The organism is Microbacterium sp. NPDC058342, assembly GCF_042723935.1.
Classification (GTDB): domain Bacteria; phylum Actinomycetota; class Actinomycetes; order Actinomycetales; family Microbacteriaceae; genus Microbacterium.
Window position 1 is genome coordinate 1,141,397 of the sequence record NZ_JBHXID010000001.1, and the last position, 25,481, is coordinate 1,166,877.

The following is a 25,481-nucleotide window of genomic DNA, read 5'->3' on the forward strand; positions in this document are numbered from 1 at the left end:
GGCGGCGGCTGCGGGGAAGCTGGGTGGTCCGGTGCTGCTGACGCCGGCGAACGCTCTGCCGGGGTCGGTGAAGTCGGAGTTGTCCCGTTTGAAGCCCCAGCGTGTGGTCGTGCTCGGCGGGACCGGGTCGGTGTCGACGAAGGTCGAGTCGCAGGCGAAGTCGTATGCGGGGTCGGTGTCGCGGCAGGGTGGCGAGAATCGTTATGACACGGCGGTGGCGGTGTCGAAGGTGACGTATCCGTCGGCGGGTGTGCCGGTGGTGTATCTGGCGAACGGGCTGAACTTCCCGGATGCGCTGTCGGGGGCGGCGGCTGCGGGGAAGCTGGGTGGTCCGGTGCTGCTGACGCCGGCGAACGCTCTGCCGGGGTCGGTGAAGTCGGAGTTGTCCCGTTTGAAGCCGCAGCGTGTGGTCGTGCTCGGCGGGGCCGGGTCGGTGTCGACGAAGGTCGAGTCGCAGGCGAAGTCGTATGCGGGGTCGGTGTCGCGGCAGGGTGGCGCGAATCGTTATGACACGGCGGTGGCGGTGTCGAAGGCGACGTATTCGTCGGCGGGTGTGCCGGTGGTGTATCTGGCGAACGGGCTGAACTTCCCCGATGCGCTGTCGGGGGCGGCGGCTGCGGGGAAGCTGGGTGGTCCGGTGCTGTTGACGCCGGCGAACGCTCTGCCGGGGTCGGTGAAGTCGGAGTTGTCCCGCTTGAAGCCGCAGCGTGTAGTCGTGCTCGGCGGGACCGGGTCGGTCTCCGCGAAGGTCGCCGCCGACGTTTCCGCGTACGTGCGGTGAACAGGTTTCGGCCGCCGGTTCCGGCCGGGATTCCCAGTCAGCGTTCGATATGATTGACGGGTTCTACGCGGCCCGGGGTCGCAAGCCTGAGTTGAATGGTGACTGTGTTGACGTCTGGCGTGCAGATTGATCTCGGCGAGTTCGAGGTACCCGGTCGCGGACGCGGCATTCTCGACGTCTTCCGGCGGAAGTACCTGCTGCAGCTGCTGATCCGCAAAGGCACGGCGACGAGATACCGCAATTCGGTGCTCGGCTGGGTCTGGTCGTATGTCAAGCCGGCGGCCCAGTTCGTCATCTACTACTTCGTGATGGGCGTCATCATGAACATGGATCGGGGGATCGAGAACTTCCCGGTGTACCTGTTCGCCGGCGTCGTCGCGGTGAACCTGTTCAACGAGGCATTCGGCAACGCGACGACCTCCATCGTCGACAACCGCGCGCTGGTGAAGAAGATCTACCTGCCTCGAGAGCTCTTCCCCATCGCGGCGATCATCATCGCCTTCATCCATTTTCTGCCGCAGCTCGCGATCCTGCTGCTGGTCTGCCTTCTGATCGGATGGGCGCCGACTCTCATGGGGTTGGGCGGCATGCTGCTCGGAATCGCCATCGTGCTCGCGTTCGCCCTCGGACTGGGTCTGCTCTTCGCCGGCCTCAACGTGCGCTACCGCGACGCGCAGAACTTCGTCGAGCTGATCCGGATGTTCTCGACGTGGACGTCACCGGTCCTCTACCCCTGGATCCTCGTACGCAACGCCGTGCCCGACAACGACGTGCTCTTCAACATCTACACGTGGAACCCGCTGACGGTGGCCGTGGAGCTGTTCCACCAGGCGTTCTGGGGCGGTACCGTGGCCGGGCCCGCGCCCGGTGAGGCGGATCCCAGCATCCTTCCCAATTTCGGCACGGCGCTTCTCGTCGCCACGGTGATCTGCGTTCTCATGGTGATCATCGGGCAGACGGTGTTCCGTCACTACGAACGATCGTTTGCGCAGGACCTGTGATGTCTCAGATCATTCAGCAGACGACGGGCACGCCGCGCATCGTCGTCGAGCACGTCTCGAAGCGCTTCCTCAAGCGCAACACCCACTCCTTCAAGGAAGCGTTCGTCGGGTGGATCCGCGGCAAGAAGGTGCGCGCGGACTCGTTCCTGGCACTCGACGACATCAGCTTTCAGATCGGTCAGGGCGAATCCGTGGCGGTTGTCGGCCTGAACGGCTCGGGCAAGTCGACCACGCTCAAGCTGATCTCCGGCGTACTGGAGCCCGACGAGGGCAAGGTCTACACGAGAGGACGCGTCGCCGGGCTCATCGAGGTGGGCGCCGGCTTCCACCCCGACCTGTCGGGCCGGGAGAACGTCTACCTCAATGCCGCGATCCTCGGGATGTCGAAGGACGAGATCGACGCGCGATTCGATGACATCGTCGCGTTCTCCGAGATCGGCGACTTCATCGACCAGGAGGTCAAGCACTACTCATCGGGCATGTTCATGCGACTCGCGTTCTCTGTGGCGATCCATGTGGAGCTCGACATCCTGCTCGTCGACGAGGTGCTCAGCGTGGGCGATGCGCCGTTCCGCGCGAAGTGCATTGCCAAGATCAAGGAACTGACCGAACGCGGCGTGACGATGCTCGTGGTCAGCCACAGCACCGGGATGATCAGGGACCTCTGCGACCGCGGCATCGTGATCAAGAAGGGCAAGAAGATCTTCGACGGAGAGATCGAAGGGGCCCTCGCGGCGATGAAGTGAAGCGCGAGCGCGCCCGATTCAGGTGGTCTTCTTGTCGCGGATGTCCTCGACGCGCACGGCGATGACCTGGCCGGTCAGCTCACTGTCGAGCACCTGAAGGCTGACGGCGGCGACATTGTCCGGGTCGAGGAGCGTGTCGAGCGGCTCCTCGCCGAACGCGTTGGTCCGCATGGGCGTGTGGGTACGCTGCGGGTTGATGCAGTTGATCGTCACTCCGTCTTCCGCCCATTCTTCCGCCAGCGACTGCGTGAGGTTGACGACTGCTGCCTTGCTTGCGGAGTACACGCCGTAGTTCGCGCGACCGCGCGTGTGCGAGCTCGAGGTGAAGAGCAGCACCTGACCACCGGTGCGCTTCAGATACTTGTGGGCCGCTCGGGCCACGATCACCGGCGCGAGGAAGTTGATCTCGATGCCTGCTTCGATCTGCTTCGTCTTGGTCCGCGTCAGCGGTCCTACCTGCAGGATGCCGGCGGTCACGACGACGGCGTCGATGCGGCCGGTCTGCTCGAAGACGGCCTTGAGCGCCTTCTTCACCTGGCTCCTTGACCGGACGTCTGTGCCCGTCGAGGACCGACTGAACTCGTGCACGGCTGCGCCCGACTGTCGTGCGAGACGCACGATGCTCTCACCGATCCCATAGCTGCCTCCGAAGACGACGACGACATGATCGGAGAGATCCGGAAGCTCCTCGTCGGCTGCGAGACTCGAGGACTGCAGCTGAAAGAGCTTGTCCGCGATGTGAACATCGATCGGCTCGGTGACCTTCATGTTCTCGGCTGTGCCGTCGACGACCATGATCGGCGTTTCGGGGAGGTACGTGAAGACGACGCCGCAGTCATCCGTCGCATGGAACGATTCGTCTTGTGCGGCCAGCTCGTATGCGCGCCGGATCGTCCCTGCTCGGAACGCCTGCGGCGTCTGCCCGCGCCGCAGCTTCGATCGGTCGGGAATCGCCGTGATGTGTGAGGCGTCGTCGACCTGGATGATGGTGTCCGCAGACGGGATGGCGGTGTCGACTGCGTCGTAGTGATCGAGCGCCGCGACGCAGTCATCCAGGATGCGGTCGTTGACGAAGGGCCGCACCGCGTCGTGGAACAGCACCTTCGTATCCGGGTCATCGTCGATCACCGCGAGAGCCGCCTGGGTGGAGTCGTTGCGGGTCTCACCACCGGGGATGATCTGTGTGAGCTTCGGGAAGCGCTCTCGATCCATCAGCGAGTCCAGCTGATCGATCGCGCCCGCGTTCATCACGATGATGATCTCGTCGATGACCGGGCTCGCGTTGACGACTTCCAGCGTGTGCTCCACGATCGCCTTGCCTGCGATCTTGATCAGCTGCTTGGGGATGCCGAGGCCGACCCGTACACCGATCCCGCCAGCAAGGAGTACAGCCACCGTTCGAGAGCTCATCCGCCAAGTCTATCGAGCACGGGGCGCGACCCCCGGGAGCGGTCAGGGGTGGTCGGCGAGGAAATCCTCGACCTGGATGCGCAGCTCAGCCACCCGGCGGCTGTCAGCGCGCACCTCGTCCAGTTCTGCGCGGAGCTCGGTGATCTGCTCCGTCAGATCGTTCACCGTGCCGATCAGATCCACGAGAGTCTCGGCGCGCAAACGTCGCTGTGCCCGCCACCCTCGGAGGGTGAGCAGCACGTCGTGCCGGAGGCGAGCGAGTCGGTTCATGTGTTGCTCCCATTCTTGAGCCGGTATTCGACCACCGCGACCGCGCGTCGTACGCCGTCCCGATCACGAACGATTGTGCGCTCTAGGAGGAGGCACTGCAGACCGTGCGGTGCGGCCTCCTCGATGCGCGTCGACCAGTCGAGGTGCCAAGTGCGGGGGGCATCTTGTCGGTATTTTCCGAGCTGCTCGTAGTCAGCGGTGACCACCCGAGCTCCCTGCCGCAGCGCGAAGGCGAACAGGTGAAGCAGGGCGCTGCGTCCGCGGGGATCCTGGCAGGCGAGGAGGTGATTCGCCGTGACGACCGTGCGCTCGTCGCTCGCGCCCCGAAGGGCGCCTTGCAGGAACCGGAACGCCGGAAGGTAGTCGACGAGGTTGACGTGATTCTCCCCATCGAGAACCGACCGCGCGGTCCTTACAGCGTCGGCGCCGATGCCCTGGATACCGGCTGCCCGATACGCCGCGAGATCCTCCCCATCGCCCGAACCGAGGTCGACGACGGCCCCCGCGCTGTGAAATACGTGCGGCCGGATCGTTTCGCTTTCGTGGGCGCCCTCGCCGCGGGCGTACGCGGTGCGCCAGTTGTTGATGCCCATGTAGAACGAGCCGAACCAGGCATGGAAACGACGCTGCGTCGGCCAGGGCGTCTCGAACACGAAGGAGGGATCAGGGCTGCGCCATGAGGGCCCGTAGCATGCTTCGAGCCACGCCTCGGGGTCGTGGGGCGCGGACAACTCGACGTCGTGCAGCTGCAGGCCCCGGAGGGGGAGGATGGCGTCCTCCATGTTGGCGGCGCGTACGTGGATCGGCTCATGGAAGTGCCCGGACTTGTAGAAAGCCGTGAAGATGTCGACATAGAAGTCGTCGTCGCCCTCGGGATCCAGGACCTGGAGATGCGACCAGCTGTGACGGATCACCCGGAAGCCGCCTTCGTTCAACAGGCGGTGCAGGCGCTCGTTCTCGAGGATGAGGTCCGCCGGATGCGAATGACGACTGAGGTAGGCGAGATCCGCATCGTCATCATGGGACAAGATCTCACCGTCGCGGACGGCTCCGAGCAGAGTGCCGCCGACGATGAACGCGTCGAAGCCGTTCGACTCGAGGAAGCGCAGCACGACTGCTGCTCTCGCCGCTACTTTGGGGCGGACATCTTCGCCCGTCTCGAAAGAGGGCTTCATCCGACCCCATTTGTCGACCCGCAGGCCCCTGCCCCTGTCATCGGTGAGTTCGGGTACGCCCTGGGAACTCCAACGGACCACGCCCTCCCAGATCACTTCATGGGTGACAGCGTCCATGAGCCGCGCTGTCGCGGACCCGTGAAGTCGGTCCTTCAACGAGTTCGGCCATGCGAGCCGCCGCCGGCCGCCGGGTAGCGTGCACGACCACACTCGAAGTCCATCCAGTTCCACATCGACTGCGCGACCGACGGATCTCTTTGAGTACCGCAGGCCCGCCCGGTCGAGCCGCATGGCGTGCACCTGCATAGGATCTCCAGCTGTTGTTCGTGCGCCGGACGACGCACCGGGTCAGAGCGTAGCCATGTCGCGTTCAGGCTCCACCCTAGCTGCGCGCTCCGGCCGCGGATGTGAGCGCTGGTCGTGTCCAGCCGTTGCGAGGACGAGGTGCTTTAGACTCGTCTCTCGCCGATTGCCGTGCGATTCTCGGGCGCGGCAACCACGAACTGACGCCGCAGAGGACACAAATGAGAGCACTCATCAGGGCAGGTAAGTACCCGGAGGAGGTGCTTCGTCCGGAGGCCGCCATGCAACGGGGGCAGAACGGGGTCTTCGGTTCGAACGTCGGGAATCTTCTGTTCTCCGATGCGGTCTACAGGACGCTGAAAGTGCCGGGAGCCGAACTCGTGCCCGACGCCTTCTCCACCGAGCGAGCGGGGGTTGACGACGCTCACATAGCGCGGATCAACCGCGAGTTCGAACACTTCGTCCTGCCACTGGCGAACGCGTTTCGTCCGGAGTTCCTCCCTGCTCTCAACAGACTTTCAACGGTGATCGAGCAGCTCCGCATCCCGGTGACCGTGATCGGGGTCGGCGCGCAGCTGTCGGCGGCGCAGGGAGATTCCATCGATCATCTCCCCGCGAAGCTCACGGCGCCTGTCTCACGGTTCATGCGCGCGGCATTGGACCGGTCGGCGAAGGTCGGCGTCCGCGGCGAGTTCACGCGCGATTATCTGGCTGCCCTCGGCTTCGGCGAGGAACATGTGGAGGTGATCGGTTGCCCGTCGCTGCTCGATCGCTCCGAGTATCAGATCACGAAGCACCTTGATGGGCTGTCGTCGTCCTCGAGGCTCGCCTTCAACGCGGTACCTGCGATGGCGATGATGGGCGATGTCCTCGATTCACACCGTGAACGCTTCCCTATGACGTACTACGTGCAGCAGGAGCACCGGGAACTGGCATTGTTGCTCTGGGGTAAGCCGATCGCGCAGAAGGCCGCAGCAGCATTCCCCCGGTCCACCGAACACCCCAATTACCGCCGTGACGTCCTCAGGTTCTTCACCGATCCCGCTTCTTGGCGGGCGTTCCTCGCCGAATGCGACTTCTCGTTCGGCAATCGCATTCACGGCAACATCGCTGCGTTGACGGCCGGTACCCCTGCTGTGGTGCTGTCACACGACTCGAGGACGCGTGAGCTGGCCGAGTATCACCGTATTCCGTATCGGTCGGTGCCCGGAAACCCGGATGACGTGCGCGCGGAGGAGCTATACGAGTCCGCCGACTTCACTGCCTTTCATGAGGTCCAAGCCGAGAACCTCGGTCGCTACACGGCGTTCCTCGAAGCGAACAGCCTCGAGCACATCCACTCGCCGGGCAAGGCGAATAGCGAATACGAGGCAGTCCTCGCGGACGTACGACCCGCGCCGCCTGTGCGGAGCCTCGCTGTAGAGGGACAGGAAGCACTCGTCAGCCGGATCAACTGGCTTTGGCAGAGCGCTGAGACCGATCAGCTCCGCACCGCCGACGCGTACTTCCCGCCCTTCGTACCCGACAGCGACCCCGCCGCTCGACGTGACAACACCAGGACCATCCCCTTGATCCCCGTGCGGCTGAATGACGCTGAGCAACAGCTTGCAAGACTCCGTGCGGACCTTGCAGCGTTGCGGAAGGAGCTCGACGAAGTGCGTCGCTGGTCCACTCGCCGTTTCGCGTTCATCCCCGAGGGGTCAGCATTGCGACGCCTCGCGCGTCGGTTGGACAAGGGCCGGAGGCGCGCCCGATGAGACTCAGTGAATCCGTGGTCGACTTCCTGGGTCAGCCTGCTCTGCTACCGGCTCGTGAGCGCGTCCGTGCGCTGCACAAGCTCGCCGTGGGAGCCCGCTCGCGCTTGCGGCTCAGCATGACCAAGGGCTATGTGCCAGGCATGCTCAGCATCGTGGTGCCGATGTACGGCGTCGAACGGTATATCGGCGAGTGTCTCGATTCGCTGCTCGTGCAGGATTACGCGGACGTGCAGATCATCGTGGTGGACGACGGTTCGCCGGACGGCAGCTACGAGATCGCCCGGCGCTACGCACGCCGTGATCCACGCGTGCAGATCGTCCGTCGGCCCAACGGCGGGCTGAGCGCTGCGCGCAACACCGGTGTATCGCACGCCCGGGGCGAGTTTCTCGCCTTCCTGGACAGCGATGACTTCGTCGACCGGCACACATACGCCGAAGCGGTCGCCGCTCTGCGTGCCTCTGGGTCGGACTTCACGGTATCGCCCTACAGGCGCGAGAAGAACGGCATGCTGCAGGGGGCAGCGGAATGGATCGGGCACGCGCATCGCGCAACTCGATTGGGCGCCACGTTGACGGAGTTCCCCGAGATCATGGTGAATGCTGTCGCGTGGAGCAAGGTCTACCGTCGTCGTTTCTGGGATGAGCATGGGTTCGAGTTCCCCGTAGGGCTGCTTTATGAGGACCAAGCACTCTCGATGGCTGCGTACGCGGCGGCCAAGAGCTTCGACGTGCTATCGCGCGTGAGTATCAACTGGCGCATCCGAGGCGACCAATCCTCGATCACTCAGCAGGTGACATCCGCGCGGAACATCGCAGACCATGCGACTGCCGTCCGAGATTCGCTGTCGGCGCTTGAAGCTCGAGGCCACGCCGACGCCAGAGACATTCGCGTGCGGCAGATTCTCAACAACAATCTGCGTGAGTTCCTCCCCAACATTCGTCAGATGGACGAGGCGGCCTGGCAGCAGATGCGCGTGTTCCTGCAGATGTTGGATGAGCACTCCGATGCTCTCACCGGCGATGCGGTGGAGGCGCGGATCAAAGTGCTCGTCGCATTGTGCATACAGGACAGGCGTGACCTGGCACTCCGTTTCCTCGCTATGGGCGGATGGGAGCGCGATCATTTCGCCGGGACGATCACCGGTGAACGGCTCACGGCGGAACTGCCGCTATCCGAGGAGATCGCCGACGTCGTGCCCCCAGAAGCTCTGCGGTTCAGCGCCGCCGAGACACCACTGCGGGCGGTGCTGCGCAGGATCAGGCAGGCCGACGGCGCTCTTCTCATCGACGCCCTGGTGTATGTCAATCATCTTCGTATGGATCAGGAGGCCGTCGATCTTCAGGCGACGTTGCTGAACGAGAATGGCACGCGCGCTCAACTGTCCATCGCCCGATACCGGGACGCCTGGTCCGCGTACGGGCACACCCGACGCTACGCGGACATGAGCGACTGCGCTGTGACGGTGACCGTGCCGCTGGAGCTTGTCGAGCACGTCGGTACGCATCGGGTGCTTTTCGACATGCGCAGTGGCGACTTCTCGCGCACCGGAGAGCTGTCGGCGGACGGGCGGAGCACGCTCGCGATCCCCACCCGCCTCGACAGCGGCCTTTACGTGGGTATGGAGACCGACGCGGACCGGGCGGCGCGCCTATCCACACGGCGCGCTCCGGCAGAGCTGATCTCCATGACGGAGACCCGCGACGGCGTTGCGCTACGCCTGCACAGCGGGCTGGAACTCGTCGACGCGCATCTGATACGTCGTGATGACCGCTTCGCACTCCGGCGATCACGCACCCCATTGGTTCGATCGGACGACGGCGTCTATTCCGCAACGATCGATCTGCCGCACACCCGGGGTGCAAAGCACGGAGCACAGGAGTATGCGCTGCGTGTCGTGGACCGAACCGGACAATCTCACGACGTTGCCTTCAGCGCAGCGCCCCCACGCACCGAAGACAGCCGGTGCTATGCGCACGCGCACCTCCATCGCTCACAGGAGAGCTTCGGCGGGACCACTGTCGTGGACATCACGCGGGCGGGTCTGGTGACCGACATCCGCATCGAGGACGACGCTCTCGTCGTCTGCTTCACGGATATGCACTCGCCGCAACGGCTGAAGTCGGTGCGCCAGAGGATCGGATCATCAGAGTTCGCGACACGTATCGAAGGCGACGGGTCCGCACGTCGGCTGGCGATTCCTCTTGAACAGGATGCGTGGGGGTTGGGAGCCGTAGGACTTCCGGCCGGTAGGAACCACCTGCGAGCGAGGGCCGGTGACGGCGCGAAGATGGGGCTTTATCTCAGCGCTCCGGTCGTGGCGCGATTGCCGCTGGAACTGGATCACCCCCTAGTACGGTTCAGCGTGCGGCGTTCCGCACGAGGGCACATCCAGCTGGAGACGAGCGCCCCACTTCGCGACGAGGAGCGCGGAAGTGGAGACCGGTGGCGCATGCGGGACTGGACGGTCTCGTTGCACCCCACGCCTCCGCGTTCGGTACTTTTCCGAAACCTGTACGGGGAGTCCGCCAACGACTCGGCACTCGCCGTGCACCGGGAACTGCGCCGCCGGGGCAGCGAACTCGAACTGCTCTGGGCCGTGAAGGATCGCTCGGTGCACGTTCCGGAAGGCGCTCGCACTGTCTTGGAAGAGAGTCGCGAATATTACGAGGCGTTCGGTACTGCCGATTACCTCATGGTCAACGTGCATCAGCCGGACTGGTATCGGAAGCCGGACGGGCAGGTGCTCATCGAGACCTTCCACGGCTATCCCTTCAAGATGAACGGACGCCGCTGGTGGCAGCGGCTGGGGTTCGCGCCGGAGCGGCAGGAATCCTTCTTCCGTCGGGCAGAGGAATGGGACTACCTCGTCTCTCCGGCGCGCTACGCCACGCCGATCCTCCACGAGTTCTTCCGTGAAGGTGCGACGCCTAGCACCGAGATCCTCGAGATCGGGTACCCCCGCAACGACGCGCTGCTCGATGAGCACGCCGCGCAGCTGCGGGAGGACACCCGTCGGCGGCTCGGCATACCAGACGGAAAGACCGCCATCCTGTATGCGCCGACGTTCCGCGACTACATGTCCGGTGATGACATGACCGCCGAACTGGTCCAGCTCTTCGATCCAGCTGAGCTGAGTCGTCAGCTGGGTGACGACTACGTGTTGCTCCTTCGGGGCCACCCGTTCAATGCCCGCTCCGGGACCAAGAGGTCGCGGACCTTCATCAACGTGACCGATTACCCGGACATCAATCACCTGATCCTGGCATCCGACGTCGGAGTGCTCGATTACTCCTCGCTGAGATTTGATTATGCGCTGACGGGCAAGCCCACCTTCTACTTCGTTCCCGACCTGGAGCGCTACTTCGAGGGGCGGGACAGTTTCGTGCCGTACGAGGACACCTCTCCGGGTCCGCACGTGCGGACACTGTCGGGGCTGGTCGAAGGCATCCGGGGCGCCGCTGGCGTCGCCGCCGACTTCGAGCAGGCACGCACTCGATTCATCGATACGTTCATGGAGCGAGAAGATGGGAACGCGGCGGCGAGGCTGGTCGACGCCGTCTTTGCGCCCAGGGGTGATGCGTGAGCGGCTGGTTGTCGCTGCTCCCGGTGGTCGCCTGCCTCATCGTCCTGCTGCCCGGGGCCGCCGTGGGTGCAGCACTGCGCCTGCGCGGAGTGCTGCTCTGGGGTTTCGCGCCGGCGGCGGGTGTGGCGGCCGTCGCGCTCAGCGCCACGGTGCTGGGACTGGCCGGGATCGAGTGGGCATGGTGGTCGGCATTGGGCGGCGTCCTCGTGCTTGCGGCGATCGCTTACGCGCTGGGCCGCCTCCTTGGTCCCACGCAATGGGAGCGACGTCCCTCGCGGCCCTGGCGAAATTGGACGTTCGTCGGCGCGATCGCGCTCGGCGCACTCCTCGGTCCCGCCCGCATGGCTTCGCTCATCGGCGATCCGCGAAATCTGTCACAGACCAACGACGCGACTTTCCATCTCAACGCTCTGCGTTTCGTCGCGGAGTCGGGCAGCGCGTCGTCGCTCGATCTGCTCGGAACCATCGACGCATCCGGCTTCTACCCGGCCGCATGGCATTCCGTCGCTTCGCTCGTGATGGGCCTGACGGGTACGGATGCGGTCCTGGCCGCGAACGCGACCTCGCTCGCGATCGCCGGACCGCTCTGGACACTGTCGATCACCTCTCTCGTCTGGAGCGTCACGCGAGGGTCGCTTCCGGCGGCCGTTTCCGCCGCCGTGATGTCGCCCGCGCTGTTCGCCTTCCCGTTCGACATGCTCGACTTCGGCGTGCTGTATCCGTACGCGCTCGCGCTCGCGGTTCTGCCCGGCGTGCTGTCGCTGCTGGTCCTGGCACTCTCGCCGTCGCAGGCGGAGACCCCGTCACGCTCCCGCCACGTGTGGCTGGTGATCACCGCGTCGGGCGTCGGCATCGTCGCGCTGGGTCTCGCTCAGCCGTCCGCCGTCCTCGTGTGGCTGATCGGCGCCGTCTGCGCCGGACTGGGTCGGCTCGCGCAGGGCTGGCGAACCGCAGACCGGCCGGGACGGATCCGGCGGATGCTGGGAGCTGCCGCGCTGTTGATCGTCGCGTCCGCGCTGTGGCTCGTCGTCACACGCTTCAGCTCCAGCGCCCTCTGGGGGCCGCGTAAGCCGATCGGCGCCGCGACGGTCGACATCGTGCTGAACGCGGGTGCAGGTCCCGTTCCGATCATTCTCATGAGCCTACTGTCCGTCGTCGGTTTCGTGATCTCGGTGCGCGTCCCGCGGCTCCGCTGGCTGGCTCTGCTCGCCGTCGCGATCACGCTGCTCACGCTCGTGGCGCTCTCCGTCCAGAACGTGACGGTACGCGGACTCCTCGCCGCGTGGTATGCGGATCCACATCGGTTCGTCGCGATGATGCCGCTGATCGTCATCCCCCTTGCCGCCATCGCCGTGGACGCGATCTTCGCCACCGTGCGACGAGCACGCCCGCGCGGCGCGGTCGTCGTCGCCGGCCTGCTGCTGGTTGCAGTCGTCGCCGAGGCCGCGATCGGTGTCGCGATCGCCGTCGAGCGCCACTGGGGCTCCTACCGTTCGACTCCGACCTCGTATCTCTCATCTGACGAGGAGACGCTGCTCGAGGACCTGAACACGTATGTGGATCGCGGGGACAGGGTGCTGGGCAACCCTTCTGCCGGCGCGGCGTTCGGCTACGCGCTCAGCGGGATCGACGTGGTCCCGCGCACCTGGTCGATGCCCGGTGACGAAGACTTCCAGGAGCTGCGCTGGAACCTCACCGACATCTCACGCGACCCGGCGGTGTGCTCGGCCGTGAGACGCATGGACGTGGACTACGTTCTCGACTTCGGCCAGAGCTCGAACGGCGCCGGCAAGTGGGAGATGCCCGGGCTGACCGGCTTCGAGGATCACCCCGGGTTCCAGTTCGTCGCAGAGCGCGGCGAGGCCTCGCTGTGGCGGATCGAGCCGTGCGCCCTCGACTGATGCCTGCCCGGGCCGCGGCGCCCGGACGCTCGCCGGTAGAATCGACGCGCGTCGACTTCGCGGCGCAGAGGAGGACGCGTGTCATCTGAGACTGTGAAGATCGTCGATTCCGCGGACGTCTCACCTGACGCCTCCATCGGCGCCGGATCCTCGATCTGGCACCTCGCCCAGGTGCGTGAGGGGGTGCGGATGGGAGAGAACTGCATCGTCGGCAGAGGCGCGTACATCGGCACCGCTGTCGAGATGGGCGACAACTGCAAGGTGCAGAACTACGCGCTCGTCTACGAGCCGGCCAAGCTGGCGGACGGCGTGTTCATCGGCCCCGCGGTCGTGCTCACCAACGACACCTATCCGCGCGCGATCAACGCCGACGGCTCGCTCAAGAGCGCCCACGACTGGGAGCCCGTCGGTGTGACGATCGATCGCGGCGCCGCGATCGGCGCGCGGGCGACGTGCGTCGCCCCGGTGACCATCGGCGCATGGGCGACCGTGGCCGCGGGCGCCGTCGTCGTCAAGGACGTACCCGCCTATGCGCTCATGGCCGGCGTGCCCGCTCGCCGGATCGGCTGGGTCGGTGAGTCGGGCGTGCCCCTGGCCCCCGGCGACGAAGACGCCGTCTGGGTGTGCCCGACGACGGGTGACCGCTACATCGAGACCGACGGAACTCTGACCAAGGAGGCCCTGTGACCGAGTTCATCCCCCCGGCCAAGCCCATCATCGGCGACGAGGAGCGCGAGGCGGTCGACCGCGTGCTGCGCAGCGGCATGGTGGCGCAGGGCCCCGAGGTTGCCGCCTTCGAGCAGGAGTTCTCCGCGCACTTCGTGCCGGGCAGGCCGTCGGTCGCCGTGAACTCCGGCACCGCGGGTCTGCACCTGGGCCTGCTCGCCGCGGGCGTCAGCGCGGGAGACGAGGTGATCGTTCCGTCGTTCACGTTCGCCGCCACCGGGAACTCCGTAGCGCTGACCGGCGCAACGCCGGTGTTCGTCGACATCGAGCCTGAGACGTTCACACTCGATCCCGATGCGGTGGCTGCGGCGATCACACCGAGGACCCGGGGCATCCTGCCGGTGCACCTGTACGGCCACCCGGCGAGGATGCGCGAGCTGGAGACGCTCGCTGCCGAGCGGGGCGTCGCGCTGTACGAGGATGCCGCGCAGGCGCACGGCGCCTCGCTGGACGGGCGGCCGGTCGGGTCCTTCGGCGAGTTCGCCATGTTCAGCCTGTACCCGACCAAGAACATGACCAGCGGCGAGGGCGGGATGGTCACCACGGCCACCGACGAGATCGCGCGCCGGGTGAAGCTGCTGCGCAATCAGGGCATGGAGCGCCAGTACGAGAACGAGGTCATCGGCTTCAACGCGCGCATGACCGACATCCACGCGGCGATCGGCCGCGTGCAGCTGACGAAGGTGGATGCCTGGACCAGGACGCGTCAGCACAACGCCGCCTTCCTGGACGCGAACCTGCAGGGCGTCGTGACTCCGCCCGTGGCCGACGGTGCCGTGCACGTGTACCACCAGTACACGATCCGCGTGCCCGAGGACCGCGACGGGTTCGTTCGGACGCTGAAGGAAGAGCACAACGTGGGGTCGGGCGTGTACTACCCGATTCCCAACCACCGGCTGCCCTCCCTCACCTCCTACGCGCCCGGGCTGGATCTGCCCGAGACGGAGCGGGCCGCACGCGAGGTCGTCTCGCTCCCCGTGCATCCCTCCCTGTCGCAGGCCGACCTGGAGCGCATCGTGAGCGCGGTCAACGCCGTCGCCGGGGCGGGCGCCTGATGCCCGCGCTGCGCGCCGGACTGCTCGGCGTCGGCATGATGGGGCGTCACCACGCCCGCGTGCTGCGGGAGATCGATGGCGTGGAGCTGGTCGCCATCGCCGATCCCGGCGGCGACCCCCACGGCGTCGCCGGAGATCTGCGCATCCTCCCGGACATCGATGCGCTGATCGCAGAAGGCATCGACACCGCCGTGGTCGCGGTGCCCACGCGCTTCCACGAGGATGCCGCGCTGAAGCTCGCCGCCGCCGGCGTGCACACACTCGTGGAGAAGCCGATCGCCCACTCGCTCGAGGCAGGGCAGCGGATGGTCGACGCGTTCGAGAACGCGGGCCTCGTCGGTGCAGTCGGGCACATCGAACGCTTCAATCCCGCACTGCAGGAGCTCCGCCGCCGGATCGAGGCGGGAGAATTGGGAGGGGTGTACCAGGTCGCGACACGGCGGCAGGGGCCGTTCCCGTCCCGGATCGCCGACGTCGGGGTCGCGAAGGATCTCGCCTCGCACGATGTCGACCTGACCGCATGGGTCGTGCAGTCCGACTACGACCGGGTGTTCGCGCAGACCGCCTTCAAGTCCGGCCGCGAGTTCGAGGACATGATCACGATCACCGGGCGCACCCGGTCGGGGGTGATCGTGAACAACATCGTGAACTGGCTCTCGCCGATGAAGGAGCGCGTGACGGTGGTCACGGGGGAGAAGGGCGCGTTCGTCGCGGACACCTCCACCGGGGATCTCACCTTCTACGCGAACGGCACCATCCCGCTGGAGTGGGAGTCCGTCTCGTCGTTCCGCGGCGTCTCGGAGGGCGACGTGACCCGTTACGCCTTCGCCAAGCGCGAGCCTCTGCGCGTCGAGCACGAGGCCTTCCGCGATGCCGTTCTCGGCAAGTCGACCGACGTGGTGACCATGACCCAGGGCCAACGCACGCTCGCGGTCGTCGAGGCTGCGCTGGTGTCGGCCAGGGATGGCGAGTCGGTCCGGCTGCCGCAGGACGCATGACGACACGGCCGGGCGCAGGGGTCGTGGAGCGTGCCGATTACCTCGACCGACTTCGCGCCATCGCCATTGTCGGTGTGGTGACACTGCACGCCGCAGCCCTCGGTATGCCTGAGGCGCCGGTGTCGTCGCCGACGTGGATGACGTTGAACGTCTACGACGGGATCACGAGGTTCTGCGTTCCCATCTTCTTCATGATCACGGGTGCGCTGCTGCTGGATCCCCGACGACGGGTGTCGCTCAGCTCCATCCTGCGCAAGAGCCTGCCCCGGGTCGCGATCGCCTACATCCTGTGGTCTGCGCTGTATGCCGGTGTCGCACCGTCGCTCGGGCTCGGGGAACCGGGTATGCGTGCGTTCCTGGAGCGCTGGGCGGTCGGGCACTACCACCTCTGGTATCTGTGGGCGCTGATGGGTCTGTATCTGGCGACGCCGCTGCTGCGACGCATCGCCGCGGACAGGGTCTCAGCGACGTACTTCGTCGTCCTCGCCGCCGGCTTCGGGCTCGTCCTGCCGCTCCTCACGCCGCTGCCGGTGGTCGGGCAACCGCTGATGCTGATCCTCGACAAGATGCAGTTCCACGTGGCGCTGGGCTACTCGTTCTACTTCATGCTCGGGCATCTGCTGCACACAGGCGCGGCCGATCGCCTGCGGACGATCTGGGTCGCGGTGGCGGGTGTCGTCGGTGCCGGCATCACTGTCGTGGGTCCCGCCGTCGCTTCGTCGAGAACCGGCACAGCGGTGCTCGACCTGTACGAGTACCTCACCCCGAACGTCGCGTTGTTCGCGGGGGCGGTGTTCCTGCTCGTGCGGCGTCTCGGTCGCCGCAGTCCGAAGACGACCCGCTCGTCCCGCGTCATGCGGGGCCTGAGCGACGCATCCTTCGGCATATACCTGGTGCACCCGCTTCTCCAGGGTGTCCTCGCCGCCGCCGGCGTGACCACCGCGCTGCTGCCCGCGTTCGCGTCCGTGCCCATGATGGTGCTCGTCCTGCTTGTGCCCAGTTGGATGATCGCGGCTCTCCTGCGGCGCATCCCCCGGTTCGGAAGGTTCATCGCATGACCGGCATCCGTCAACCCCGTGTGCGTGTCGTCAGCCGCATCTACGCGCCTGAGCCGTCGGCGGCATCTCAGCGACTGCTGAGCCTTGTGCAGGGCCTGAAGGCCTCGGGAAACCAGGTTGCGGTGCTCAGTTCGCGACTGCCCTCCACGTCCGCCACGCCGTCGGAGCCTCATCCCGGGATCGCGCGAGTACGGGTGCTCCGTGACCGATCGGGCTATGTTCGCGGCTACCTGCCGTACATGTCCTTCGATCTTCAGGCGGCGTTGCGTGTGCTCTTGGGGCGCCGCAGCGACGCGATTCTCATCGAGCCGCCTCCGACGACCGGCCTCTTCGTGGGTGCAGCCGCGCGGTGGCGTCGCATCCCCTATGTCTACTACGCGGCCGACATCTGGTCCGATGCGAGCGCCCAGACCGGCGCCCATCCGCTCGTGATCCGTGCGGTCCGATGGATGGAAGCGCGTGCGCTCCGTCGCGCGTCCGGCGTGCTCGCCGTCACGACAGAAGTGGCCGAGCGCGTGCGGAGCCTGGCGCCCGGAGCCCATGTGACAGTCGTGGGTCACGGTGTGGACATGGACGTGTACTCTCCCCGCAGCGGCGACGTCGAAGGGACCGACGCCGTCGACCTGGTGTATGTCGGCTCGATGAGTGAATGGCACGGTGCCGGCGTGCTCGTCGACGCATTGGCGCGGCTCCCTGCGGGGTCGGTGAAGGCGGCCATCGTGGGGCAGGGGTCGGAGTGGGCGGCGCTGCGAGACGCCGTCCGCGCATCCGGGCTCGAGAAGCATGTCCGGATGCTCGAGACGGTGCCGACCAGCGAGGCGGCGGACTGGCTCCGACGGGCCCGGGTGAGCGTTGCGACACTGCGTCCTGGTGCCGGCTACGACTTCGCCGTGCCGACCAAGCTGTACTCCTCGGTCGCGGTCGGCACCCCGGTCATCTACGCCGGGCCCGACCCGGTTCGTGCACTGGTGAACGATCAACGGCTCGGTTGGGGCGTCGATCACGACGCGCGTGCGCTGGCGGACGCCATCGGCGCCGCCCTGGCAGACCGCACGGCGGCGGAGCTGCGCAGCCACGTCGCGGCGTGGGCCCGCGAGAACGTCTCGGCTGCGGCCGTCGTGACGCGGAGCGTGAAAGCGATCGCCCGGGTCATGCCTCGTCGAGCGGACTGATCCCGTCTCGATCGGCGGGGGCTGTGGGCTCGGGCTTCGCGCGTTCCGCCTCGAGCAACGCGACCGCACGCGCGAGCCCCGTGATCTTCTGCTGCAGCTGAGCATTGCGATGGAACTGGGTGTAGACGAACACCAGGAACATCATGCTGACGATGTACAGCAGCAGGTCGGTTCCGCGTCCGACGCCGATCAGCTGCGCGAACCACGTGATCGTCTGAGGGAAGACGACAGCGAGGATGGCGACCACCACGAACAGGCCGAACACGATCCGCCGGATCGCGAGGTGATTGTCAGCGCCGGTCCGACGCATGAAGAACGCGCCGATGGCGATGATGGCGGCGATGAGCAGGAACTGGATCCACATGATCAGCGCACCAGGAGGTCGACGAGGATGTTGACGGAGTTGAGCACGCTCTGGCCTTTCGCCTTCGAGTAATCGGTGTACAGCAGCTGCACCGGGTACTCCTTCCACGGCTTGCCCGTGCGGCGCAGCTGAAGGACGATCTCGGTGGCGTGCGCCATGCGGTCCTGCTTCAGCTGCACGCCGGCGGCTGCGTCCGCGCGAAGAACGCGAAGCCCGTTGTGCGCATCGGTGAGCCGCAGTCCGGTGGTGAGATTCGTGACGAACACCGCCGTCTTCAGCACGACCGTCTTGAGCAGGCCCGGTTTGGTGCGATCGTCCAGGAAGCGTGAACCGAAGACGATTCCCAGGTCGTCCTCGCGAGCGAGGGCGACCATTCCGATGGCATCCTCGACGCGGTGCTGCCCGTCTGCATCGAAAGTGACGATGAGATCGCACTCGGGCTGGCTCAGCGCATAGGTGATCCCCGTCTGCAACGCGGCGCCCTGCCCGAGATTGATCGGGTGACGCAGCAGGATCGCACCGGCGGCCTCGGCGACCGCGGCGGAGGAATCCCGGGATCCGTCGTCGACGCATACGATGTGCGGAAAGTGGGGGAGGAGACCTGCGATCACATCGCCGATCACCGACTCCTCGTTGTACAGCGGGATGACCACCCAGGTTCGGGGATCGGCGGCCCCCGAAGGGATGTCGTCGGAGCGGCTCATGACCTCCATTCTGTCAGGCCGTTAGGCTTGATCCGCGCTGCACCGCCGTCTGGAGCGGATCGTCGGCAGACTGAAAGGCAGATCCTTGGCACGTCCCCGCATCCTGTGTCTGTCGCTCTCCCCGATCGCGCAAGACGCACGCGTCCTGCGCCAGATCTCCGTACTCGCCGAGTTCGGTGACGTGACGACAGTGGGCTATGGGCCGAAGCCGGACGGAGTCGCGCACCACATCGAGGTGCCCTCGGGACTGGCGTCACTGCCGCAGACCGTGCCCGGCGTGCTGAAGCTCGCGCTGCGGCGCTTGAAGGCAGCCGAGCTCGACGCGCCCGGCATCGTCTTCGCTCGCAGGCAGCTGAAGGGCACGAGCTGGGATCTCGTCGTGGCCAACGAGGCGCGCATCCTCGCCTTGGCGCACGCAGTGGCGGATGGTGCGCCGGTGTGGGCGGACATGCACGAGTGGGCTCCGGAAGAGCGCACCCACCTGCTCAGCTGGCGACTGCTCGTCGCCCCTCTCATGGATCATCTCTGTCGCGTGTATCTCCCGAAGTCCGCGGCGATCACGACCGTGGGGGGAGAGATCGCTCGGCTCTACCACGAACGCTATGGCGTGAAGGCAGAGCTCATGCGCAACGCGCCCCCCTTCGCCGATCTGAAGCCGACGGCCGTGGGCGACGGAATCCTGCGGGCGGTGCACAGCGGGGCGGCGGTGCCCGGACGCGACATCGAGAGCATGATCGATGCGGTGGCTGCGCTGCCGGATCGGTTCACCCTGGATCTGTATCTCGTCGGCGGCAGCGAGGGCGCCCGCGCCTATGCCGAGGAGCTGAAGCGCCGGGCCGCGGGCCATCCTCACATCCGCTTCCGCGACCCGGTGCGCCCGCACGAGCTGCCGAGCACACTGAACGCCTATGACGTCGGGATCTTCTGGATCCCGCCCGTCCACACCAATGCGCGACTCACGCTGCCGAACAAGCTCTTCGACTTCGTCCAGGCGCGGCTCGCCGTGGCCGTGGGGCCGTCGATCGAGATGGAGCGGATCGTCGAGAAGCACGATCTCGGCGTGGTGAGCGAGGAGTTCTCCGTCGACTCGTACCAGCGCAGCCTGCGGTCGCTGACGCCGGAGAGCGTCCGGCGATTCAAAGAGAACTCCGACCAGGCGGCGCGCGATCTCAGCTTCGAGGTCGACGCTGCCGTGGCACGGGGGATCCTGCGCCGGCTGCTCACCCCGGCGATCTGACGGGGAAGCGTCAGCGCACTCCGATGCCACGCGCGGCGCGCAGCAGATCGATGACGCTCCTCCGCCGCAGCAGCAGCCAGGCGCCGAGCACAGTCACGGCCAGCGCGATCTCGGCCCACAGCGGGAGATCTGCCGTCGCCAGGAAGCGTGAGGCGATCACGAGAACAGCCACAGCGCCGACGGTGGTGATCGCCTGCAGCATCCAACGCTGACGCTGCCGTCTCCACGCGACCGCGTAAGGGATGGCGGCCGTCAGCGCCGTCCCCGTCAGGAACCCGATCGGGATGGCGCTCTCGGGCGCCACCGGAAGCAGGGCGAACCACGAGGCCACGCCGACTGCAGCGCCGCCGAGTGCCGAGCCCGCGGAGATGAGCATTCCCCTGTTGTCCCCGGTCGTGAGGGAGCTGACGGCGGGCGATGCGACCGCAGTGATCACCATGGCCGCGGCGATGAAGGCGGTCAGCCCGTATGCCTCGGAGAACGACCCGCCCCACAGCAGATCGATGACGGGACGCCCGAGGAACACGAGCAGGATCAGCGCGGGCACCATGAGCGTGAGCAGGTGGCGCGACACGCTGTCGGTCGTGCGGGCCACCGACGCCGCGTCGCCTGCACCATGGCTCGCGGCGAGGATCGGGAACAGCACGAGCGAAGTCGCACCGGCCAACACCGATACGGGAGCCGCCAGGGTGATCGCGACCGAGTACTGGCCGGTGTAGTGATCGCCCAGAGCGTTCTGCGCCACCAGGACCGATGCCTGAAGCAGTCCGGTGCTCGCCACCGTCCCCAGCATGGCCAGGCCGGCGAAGTGCAGGATCCGGCGGCGCTCGGCGCCCGCGGGAAGGGGGCCGCGCATGGATGGCCAGCTCGCGACGGCGTACATCAGGTTGAGCAGGGCAAGCGGGAGGAGCACGAGGATGCTCCGTGTGCCGAGAAGGAGCATCGTGCCGACGGCGAGCGTGCTCAGCACCGAGATGACCGTGCTCCACGCCGCGGCGCGCTCGATCTGCTGTGCGCCGAACTGGGCGCCCTCGATGAAGGCGCGGGCACTCACCCCGAGGACCATCAGAGACGTCACCGCGACGGTCATCGCATCCCGACCGGTGAGCACGAGCACAGCGGCGACGATCACCGTCAGCGCGACGGCGGCGACCAGCGCAACCCTGCCGATGAATGCCGCGACGGACGCGGCATGCTGCGGAGATCCCCCTCCGCGGCTCGTGGCGATGTACTTGCTCGCGGCTGATCCTGTGGAGGTGGGCCCGGCGACCGATGCCAGCGACGCCGTGGAGATCGCCGCCTGGGTCTGGCCGAGCACGACGGGCGAGGCGAGTCGTCCGATCAGCACATTCGTGACGAAGCTCGCGGCGGCGGGGCCGACGCGCGTGAGCAGGGCGTAGAACCCGGGACGCGCGATGTTCTGAGAGGCGGGGCGATCGAACTGGAGACGGCTGAAGAGTCGGGTCACCACCGGGTGGCTCCTCTCGTGCAGTCGACGTTGACATCCTAGGCGCGGCAGCGGGGCGTGCGCTGGACTGCGCGTAGGATCGGGTGCTGTGATGCGCGTCGCGACGGTGAAAGGGTCTCTGCTGATCCCGCCGACGTATTTCGCGGTGCAGCATCCCCTCCTGCTCGCCGACAGGGTGAACTCCCGCATCTTCACCGGTGCGGCGGAGATCGCGCCCTCGGTCGACCTCGGCGGCATTCAGGTCGTCGACACCACGGCGCAGCTCCGCCCGTTCGGGGGACTGCCCGTGCGACAGCGTGAGCGCCTCTCCTTGCTGATGGCGGGGCGCACGGCGCGGGCCGTGACCGCATGGCGGCCCGACATCATCCACCAGCACGTCGCGTACTCGTCGCGAGCCGCGGTCATCGCTGCCCGTTCCGGCACGCCGCTGGTCGTGACGGTGCACGGCGGCGACGCCTTCGCGCCGTTGCGCGAAGGGCGGGGTCTCGGCGTGACAGCGCGCGCGTCACTGGCGCGGATGAAGCGCGATATCCGCGGCGCCTTCGCGCGTGCCGACCGGATCCTGGCGGTCAGCGACTACCTCGCGGAGGTCGCCGTTCTGGCCGGAGCGCCCGCGGACCGCGTGCATGTGCACCGTCAAGGTGTGGACATCGATGCCTTCGCGCCCGCACTCCGGATGCCCCGCAGCACACCGCGCGTGCTGTTCGTCGGCGCCCTCACCGAGACGAAGGGCGCTCGCGATCTCCTGCAGGCGGCGGATGGTCTCGATGCGGAGATCCGCTTCGCGGGCGCGGGACCGCTGGAGGGCGAGCTTCGGACGCGCGCCGAGACGGACCGACGCCTCACGATCCTCGGCCGAGTCGCTCGCGAGGCTGTGGTCGCGGAGATGCAGCAGGCGGACGTCCTCGTGCTGCCCACGCGGGTCAATCGGGGCGCGCGGGAGGCCGCGGGTCTCGTGCTGCTGGAGGCTCAGGCCGTGGGCACGCCGGTGATCGCCTACGACAGCGGCGGCACTTCCGAGATGATCGACGAGGGGCGCAGTGGTCTCCTGGCGCCGGAGGGCGACATCGGAGCACTGGGCGAACGTCTCCGTCACGTGCTGGCGCTGGGCGTCGAAGAGCGCTCTGCGATGCGAGAGCGGGCCCGCGCGTTCGTCGTCGCCGAACGCTCTGCGCAGCAGGCGGCCGAGCAGCTGTTCGAGACGTATCAGGATCTCCTGCGCTGAGCCGGTGCGGCTCGGGTGCCTCGTAGACTGGACCCCATGCGCATCGCCGTCGTGGCCCTCGGAAAGATCGGGCTTCCCCTCGCCGTCCAGTTCGCCTCCTCCGGTCACGACGTGATCGGCGTCGACGTCAACCAGAAGGCGGTGGACACGATCAACGCCGCGCAGGAACCCTTCCCCGGCGAAGCCCACCTGCAGGAGCGACTGGAGGAGCTCGTCCCGGCCGGCCGACTGCGGGCGACGACCGACTACGCCGAGGCGATCCCCGGGGCGGATGCCGTCGTGCTCGTCGCGCCGGTGTTCGTGAACGACGAGACCTGGGAGCCGGACTTCCAGTACATGGATGCCGCCACGCGCTCGCTCGCCGAACACCTCACGCCCGGCACGCTCGTCTCGTACGAGACGACCCTTCCCGTCGGCACCACGCGCACACGATGGAAGCCCATGCTCGAGAAGGGCTCGGGGCTCTCCGAGGGGGTCGACTTCCACGTCGTGTACTCTCCCGAGCGCGTGCTCACCGGCCGGGTGTTCGAGGATCTGCGCAAGTACCCCAAGCTGATCGGCGCGCTATCCGAGGAGGGCACCCGGCGCGCCCGCGAGTTCTACGAGGCCGTGCTGCAGTTCGACGAGCGCCCCGACCTTCCCCGGCCGAACGGCGTGTGGGATCTGGGTTCGACCGAGGCCTCGGAGATGGCCAAGCTCGCCGAGACCACCTACCGCGACGTGAACATCGGGCTGGCCAATCAGTTCGGCCTGTTCGCCGCGTCACACGGCATCGACGTCTACAAGGTGATCGAGGCGTGCAACTCGCAGCCCTACAGCCACATCCACCGTCCGGGCATCGCGGTCGGCGGACACTGCATCCCGGTGTACCCGCGCCTGTACCTGTCGACGGACCCCGACGCAGACATCGTGCGCGTGGCCCGCCAGCTCAACGCCTCCATGCCCGAACGCCTCGTGCAGCAGGCGGAGGGCATCTTGGGCGACCTGACGGGGCGCAAGGCGGTCGTGCTCGGAGCCGCCTACCGCGGCGGCGTGAAGGAGACAGCGTTCTCCGGCGTCTTCCCGACCGTCGACGCGCTGCGCGCTCGCGGGGCGGAGATCGTGGTCCACGACCCGCTCTACACCGACGACGAACTGCGGCGGCTCGGGTTCGAGCCGTACGAGATCGGCGGTGCCGCCGACCTCGCGATCCTGCAGACCGACCACGCCGACTACCGAACCCTTGCGCCGGCCGACATCCCTGGCGTCAAGCTGCTCGTCGACGGTCGTAACGCCTCGGACGCCGCACTGTGGGCGGGCACGCCGCGGATCGTCGTGGGCGCCGCGGGCTGACGTCTGAGCCCACCGACGGGCGTGGGCGGCTCAGGCTCCCAGGATCCCGCCGATACGATTGCCCTATGGATCTTCTCGTCGTCGGGTCGGGCTTCTTCGGCCTCACCATCGCCGAACGGGCCGCAGCCGCGGGTCGCAAGGTGACCGTCATCGACCGCCGCTCGCACATCGGCGGCAACGCCTACAGCGAGGCGGAGCCCGAGACCGGCATCGAGGTGCACCGGTACGGAGCGCACCTGTTCCACACGTCGAACCCGACCGTGTGGGAGTACGTCAACAGGTTCACGACCTTCACGGACTACGTGCACCGGGTGTACACGCACCACAAGGACGTCGTCTACCCGATGCCGGTGAATCTGGGGACCATCAACCAGTTCTTCCAGGCGGCCTATTCGCCGAGCGAGGCTCGCGCGCTCATCAGCGAGCAGGCCGGTGAGTTCGACGTCAAGACGGCGCAGAACTTCGAGGAGAAGGGCATCGCCCTGGTCGGCCGGCCCCTGTTCGAGGCCTTCTTCCGCGACTACACCGCCAAGCAGTGGCAGACCGATCCGCACAAGCTCTCCGGCGACATCATCAGCCGTCTGCCGGTGCGCTACACGTATGACAACCGATACTTCAACGACACCTGGGAGGGCCTGCCCACCGACGGGTACACCGCGTGGCTGGAGCGCATGGCGGACCACCCGAACATCGAGGTGAAGCTGGGCGTCGACTACTTCGACGAGTCGCAGCCACTGAACAAGCGAGACACCGTCGGGCAGGTGCCGGTGGTCTACACCGGACCGGTGGACCGCTACTTCGACTACGCCGAGGGCGCGCTGAGCTGGCGCACGCTCGACTTCGAGCAGGAGGTGCTGAACGTGGGCGACTTCCAGGGCACCAGCGTGATGAACTACCCCGACCTCGACGTGCCCTTCACCCGCATCCACGAGTTCAAGCACTTCCACCCCGAGCGCAAGGACGTGTTCGCCCAGGAGAAGACGGTGATCATGCGTGAGTTCTCCCGCTTCGCGGATCGCGAGGACGAGCCCTACTACCCGGTGAACACAGCGGCCGACAGAGAGGGCCTGCTCGCCTACCGCGATCTCGCCAAGGGCGAGCGAGACGTGCACTTCGGGGGACGGCTGGGCACGTACCAGTACCTCGACATGCACATGGCGATCGGGTCCGCGCTGTCCATGTGGCGCAACGATCTCGCCGGCGCGGACGACTGA

21 protein-coding genes are annotated in these 25,481 nt (G+C 66.9%); 15 read left to right on the top strand and 6 right to left on the bottom strand.

Features of this window, described 5'->3' with window-relative positions:
- The 3 genes from ACFWHT_RS05155 to ACFWHT_RS05165 all read left to right on the top strand — a co-directional run.
- The coding region (locus ACFWHT_RS05155; RefSeq protein WP_378826076.1) for a cell wall-binding repeat-containing protein at window positions 1-781 on the top strand (781 nt) is incomplete at its 5' end.
- Between the two features lie 119 nt (window positions 782-900).
- Entirely contained in the window at window positions 901-1,782 is an 882-nt protein-coding gene (locus tag ACFWHT_RS05160) for an ABC transporter permease (protein ID WP_378826078.1), read from the top strand.
- Window positions 1,782-2,528 carry an ABC transporter ATP-binding protein gene (locus ACFWHT_RS05165; protein ID WP_378826080.1) on the top strand — a complete coding sequence of 249 codons (747 nt, stop codon included), beginning with the start codon at window positions 1,782-1,784 and terminating at the stop codon, window positions 2,526-2,528. The genes ACFWHT_RS05160 and ACFWHT_RS05165 overlap by 1 nt, the downstream gene beginning before the upstream one ends.
- An 18-nt stretch (window positions 2,529-2,546) precedes the next feature.
- Here the strand turns inward: ACFWHT_RS05165 and ACFWHT_RS05170 are convergent, their stop codons facing one another.
- From ACFWHT_RS05170 to ACFWHT_RS05180, 3 genes are read right to left on the bottom strand one after another with little or no spacing between them, the layout of a single operon-like run.
- Entirely contained in the window at window positions 2,547-3,938 is a 1,392-nt protein-coding gene (locus ACFWHT_RS05170) for an SDR family NAD(P)-dependent oxidoreductase (protein WP_378826081.1), read from the bottom strand.
- 42 nt (window positions 3,939-3,980) lie between these two features.
- Entirely contained in the window at window positions 3,981-4,208 is a 228-nt protein-coding gene (locus ACFWHT_RS05175) for a hypothetical protein (protein WP_378826082.1), read from the bottom strand.
- On the bottom strand, window positions 4,205-5,320 hold the full coding sequence (locus ACFWHT_RS05180) for a LicD family protein (RefSeq protein ID WP_378826085.1): 1,116 nt from the start codon (window positions 5,318-5,320) through the stop codon (window positions 4,205-4,207). The genes ACFWHT_RS05175 and ACFWHT_RS05180 overlap by 4 nt, the downstream gene beginning before the upstream one ends.
- A 587-nt stretch (window positions 5,321-5,907) precedes the next feature.
- On the opposite strand from ACFWHT_RS05180, the gene ACFWHT_RS05185 reads away from it, so the two are divergent.
- From ACFWHT_RS05185 to ACFWHT_RS05220, 8 genes are all read left to right on the top strand, one after another.
- The gene (locus ACFWHT_RS05185) at window positions 5,908-7,443 is read left to right on the top strand and encodes a polysaccharide pyruvyl transferase family protein (RefSeq protein ID WP_378826087.1); all 1,536 of its coding nucleotides are present in this window, start codon (window positions 5,908-5,910) and stop codon (window positions 7,441-7,443) included.
- Entirely contained in the window at window positions 7,440-11,027 is a 3,588-nt protein-coding gene (locus tag ACFWHT_RS05190; RefSeq protein ID WP_378826089.1) for a CDP-glycerol glycerophosphotransferase family protein, read from the top strand. Before ACFWHT_RS05185 ends, ACFWHT_RS05190 begins: the two co-directional genes overlap by 4 nt.
- The gene (locus tag ACFWHT_RS05195; RefSeq protein ID WP_378826090.1) at window positions 11,024-12,928 is read left to right on the top strand and encodes a DUF6541 family protein; all 1,905 of its coding nucleotides are present in this window, start codon (window positions 11,024-11,026) and stop codon (window positions 12,926-12,928) included. The genes ACFWHT_RS05190 and ACFWHT_RS05195 overlap by 4 nt, the downstream gene beginning before the upstream one ends.
- Window positions 12,929-13,006: 78 nt before the next feature.
- Window positions 13,007-13,615, top strand: a complete 609-nt coding sequence (locus tag ACFWHT_RS05200; protein ID WP_378826091.1) for a DapH/DapD/GlmU-related protein — start codon at window positions 13,007-13,009, stop codon at window positions 13,613-13,615.
- On the top strand, window positions 13,612-14,709 hold the full coding sequence (locus ACFWHT_RS05205; RefSeq protein WP_378826093.1) for a DegT/DnrJ/EryC1/StrS family aminotransferase: 1,098 nt from the start codon (window positions 13,612-13,614) through the stop codon (window positions 14,707-14,709). Before ACFWHT_RS05200 ends, ACFWHT_RS05205 begins: the two co-directional genes overlap by 4 nt.
- Window positions 14,709-15,707: a Gfo/Idh/MocA family oxidoreductase gene (locus ACFWHT_RS05210; RefSeq protein ID WP_378826095.1), complete on the top strand. Its 999-nt coding sequence runs from the start codon at window positions 14,709-14,711 to the stop codon at window positions 15,705-15,707. Before ACFWHT_RS05205 ends, ACFWHT_RS05210 begins: the two co-directional genes overlap by 1 nt.
- Window positions 15,704-16,765: an acyltransferase gene (locus ACFWHT_RS05215; protein WP_378826097.1), complete on the top strand. Its 1,062-nt coding sequence runs from the start codon at window positions 15,704-15,706 to the stop codon at window positions 16,763-16,765. Before ACFWHT_RS05210 ends, ACFWHT_RS05215 begins: the two co-directional genes overlap by 4 nt.
- Window positions 16,762-17,937, top strand: coding sequence for a glycosyltransferase family 4 protein (locus ACFWHT_RS05220; RefSeq protein ID WP_378826099.1), 1,176 nt, complete (start codon window positions 16,762-16,764; stop codon window positions 17,935-17,937). The genes ACFWHT_RS05215 and ACFWHT_RS05220 overlap by 4 nt, the downstream gene beginning before the upstream one ends.
- On the opposite strand, the gene ACFWHT_RS05225 is transcribed toward ACFWHT_RS05220, so the two are convergent.
- Window positions 17,915-18,301, bottom strand: coding sequence for a DUF2304 domain-containing protein (locus ACFWHT_RS05225; RefSeq protein ID WP_378826101.1), 387 nt, complete (start codon window positions 18,299-18,301; stop codon window positions 17,915-17,917). The genes ACFWHT_RS05220 and ACFWHT_RS05225 overlap by 23 nt on opposite strands.
- A 2-nt stretch (window positions 18,302-18,303) precedes the next feature.
- Window positions 18,304-19,005, bottom strand: coding sequence for a glycosyltransferase family 2 protein (locus ACFWHT_RS05230; protein ID WP_378826102.1), 702 nt, complete (start codon window positions 19,003-19,005; stop codon window positions 18,304-18,306).
- A gap of 85 nt (window positions 19,006-19,090) precedes the next feature.
- On the opposite strand from ACFWHT_RS05230, the gene ACFWHT_RS05235 reads away from it, so the two are divergent.
- Window positions 19,091-20,242: a hypothetical protein gene (locus tag ACFWHT_RS05235; RefSeq protein WP_378826105.1), complete on the top strand. Its 1,152-nt coding sequence runs from the start codon at window positions 19,091-19,093 to the stop codon at window positions 20,240-20,242.
- Between the two features lie 10 nt (window positions 20,243-20,252).
- On the opposite strand, the gene ACFWHT_RS05240 is transcribed toward ACFWHT_RS05235, so the two are convergent.
- Window positions 20,253-21,713, bottom strand: coding sequence for a lipopolysaccharide biosynthesis protein (locus ACFWHT_RS05240; RefSeq protein WP_378826106.1), 1,461 nt, complete (start codon window positions 21,711-21,713; stop codon window positions 20,253-20,255).
- Window positions 21,714-21,801: 88 nt separating this feature from the next.
- Between ACFWHT_RS05240 and ACFWHT_RS05245 the strand changes: the two genes are divergently transcribed.
- The 3 genes from ACFWHT_RS05245 (at window position 21,802) to glf (ending at window position 25,481) form a co-directional block, all read left to right on the top strand.
- Window positions 21,802-22,935 carry a glycosyltransferase gene (locus ACFWHT_RS05245; protein WP_378826109.1) on the top strand — a complete coding sequence of 378 codons (1,134 nt, stop codon included), beginning with the start codon at window positions 21,802-21,804 and terminating at the stop codon, window positions 22,933-22,935.
- 36 nt (window positions 22,936-22,971) lie between these two features.
- Entirely contained in the window at window positions 22,972-24,267 is a 1,296-nt protein-coding gene (locus ACFWHT_RS05250) for a nucleotide sugar dehydrogenase (protein WP_378826110.1), read from the top strand.
- A 65-nt stretch (window positions 24,268-24,332) separates the two neighbouring features.
- A complete protein-coding gene (glf, locus tag ACFWHT_RS05255; RefSeq protein ID WP_378826112.1) occupies window positions 24,333-25,481 on the top strand; it encodes a UDP-galactopyranose mutase in 1,149 nt (382 codons plus the stop codon).

What these genes read in the sequence shown, in the direction of transcription:
- ACFWHT_RS05165 (WP_378826080.1), top strand. Translation starts at nt 1,782, where the DNA reads ATGTCTCAGATCATTCAGCAGACGACGGGCACGCCGCGCATCGTCGTC.
- ACFWHT_RS05170 (WP_378826081.1), bottom strand. Translation starts at nt 3,938, where the DNA reads ATGAGCTCTCGAACGGTGGCTGTACTCCTTGCTGGCGGGATCGGTGTA.
- ACFWHT_RS05175 (WP_378826082.1), bottom strand. Translation starts at nt 4,208, where the DNA reads ATGAACCGACTCGCTCGCCTCCGGCACGACGTGCTGCTCACCCTCCGA.
- ACFWHT_RS05185 (WP_378826087.1), top strand. Translation starts at nt 5,908, where the DNA reads ATGAGAGCACTCATCAGGGCAGGTAAGTACCCGGAGGAGGTGCTTCGT.
- ACFWHT_RS05190 (WP_378826089.1), top strand. Translation starts at nt 7,440, where the DNA reads ATGAGACTCAGTGAATCCGTGGTCGACTTCCTGGGTCAGCCTGCTCTG.
- ACFWHT_RS05210 (WP_378826095.1), top strand. Translation starts at nt 14,709, where the DNA reads ATGCCCGCGCTGCGCGCCGGACTGCTCGGCGTCGGCATGATGGGGCGT.
- ACFWHT_RS05215 (WP_378826097.1), top strand. Translation starts at nt 15,704, where the DNA reads ATGACGACACGGCCGGGCGCAGGGGTCGTGGAGCGTGCCGATTACCTC.
- ACFWHT_RS05220 (WP_378826099.1), top strand. Translation starts at nt 16,762, where the DNA reads ATGACCGGCATCCGTCAACCCCGTGTGCGTGTCGTCAGCCGCATCTAC.
- ACFWHT_RS05225 (WP_378826101.1), bottom strand. Translation starts at nt 18,301, where the DNA reads ATGTGGATCCAGTTCCTGCTCATCGCCGCCATCATCGCCATCGGCGCG.
- ACFWHT_RS05230 (WP_378826102.1), bottom strand. Translation starts at nt 19,005, where the DNA reads ATGAGCCGCTCCGACGACATCCCTTCGGGGGCCGCCGATCCCCGAACC.
- ACFWHT_RS05245 (WP_378826109.1), top strand. Translation starts at nt 21,802, where the DNA reads ATGCGCGTCGCGACGGTGAAAGGGTCTCTGCTGATCCCGCCGACGTAT.
- ACFWHT_RS05250 (WP_378826110.1), top strand. Translation starts at nt 22,972, where the DNA reads ATGCGCATCGCCGTCGTGGCCCTCGGAAAGATCGGGCTTCCCCTCGCC.
- glf (WP_378826112.1), top strand. Translation starts at nt 24,333, where the DNA reads ATGGATCTTCTCGTCGTCGGGTCGGGCTTCTTCGGCCTCACCATCGCC.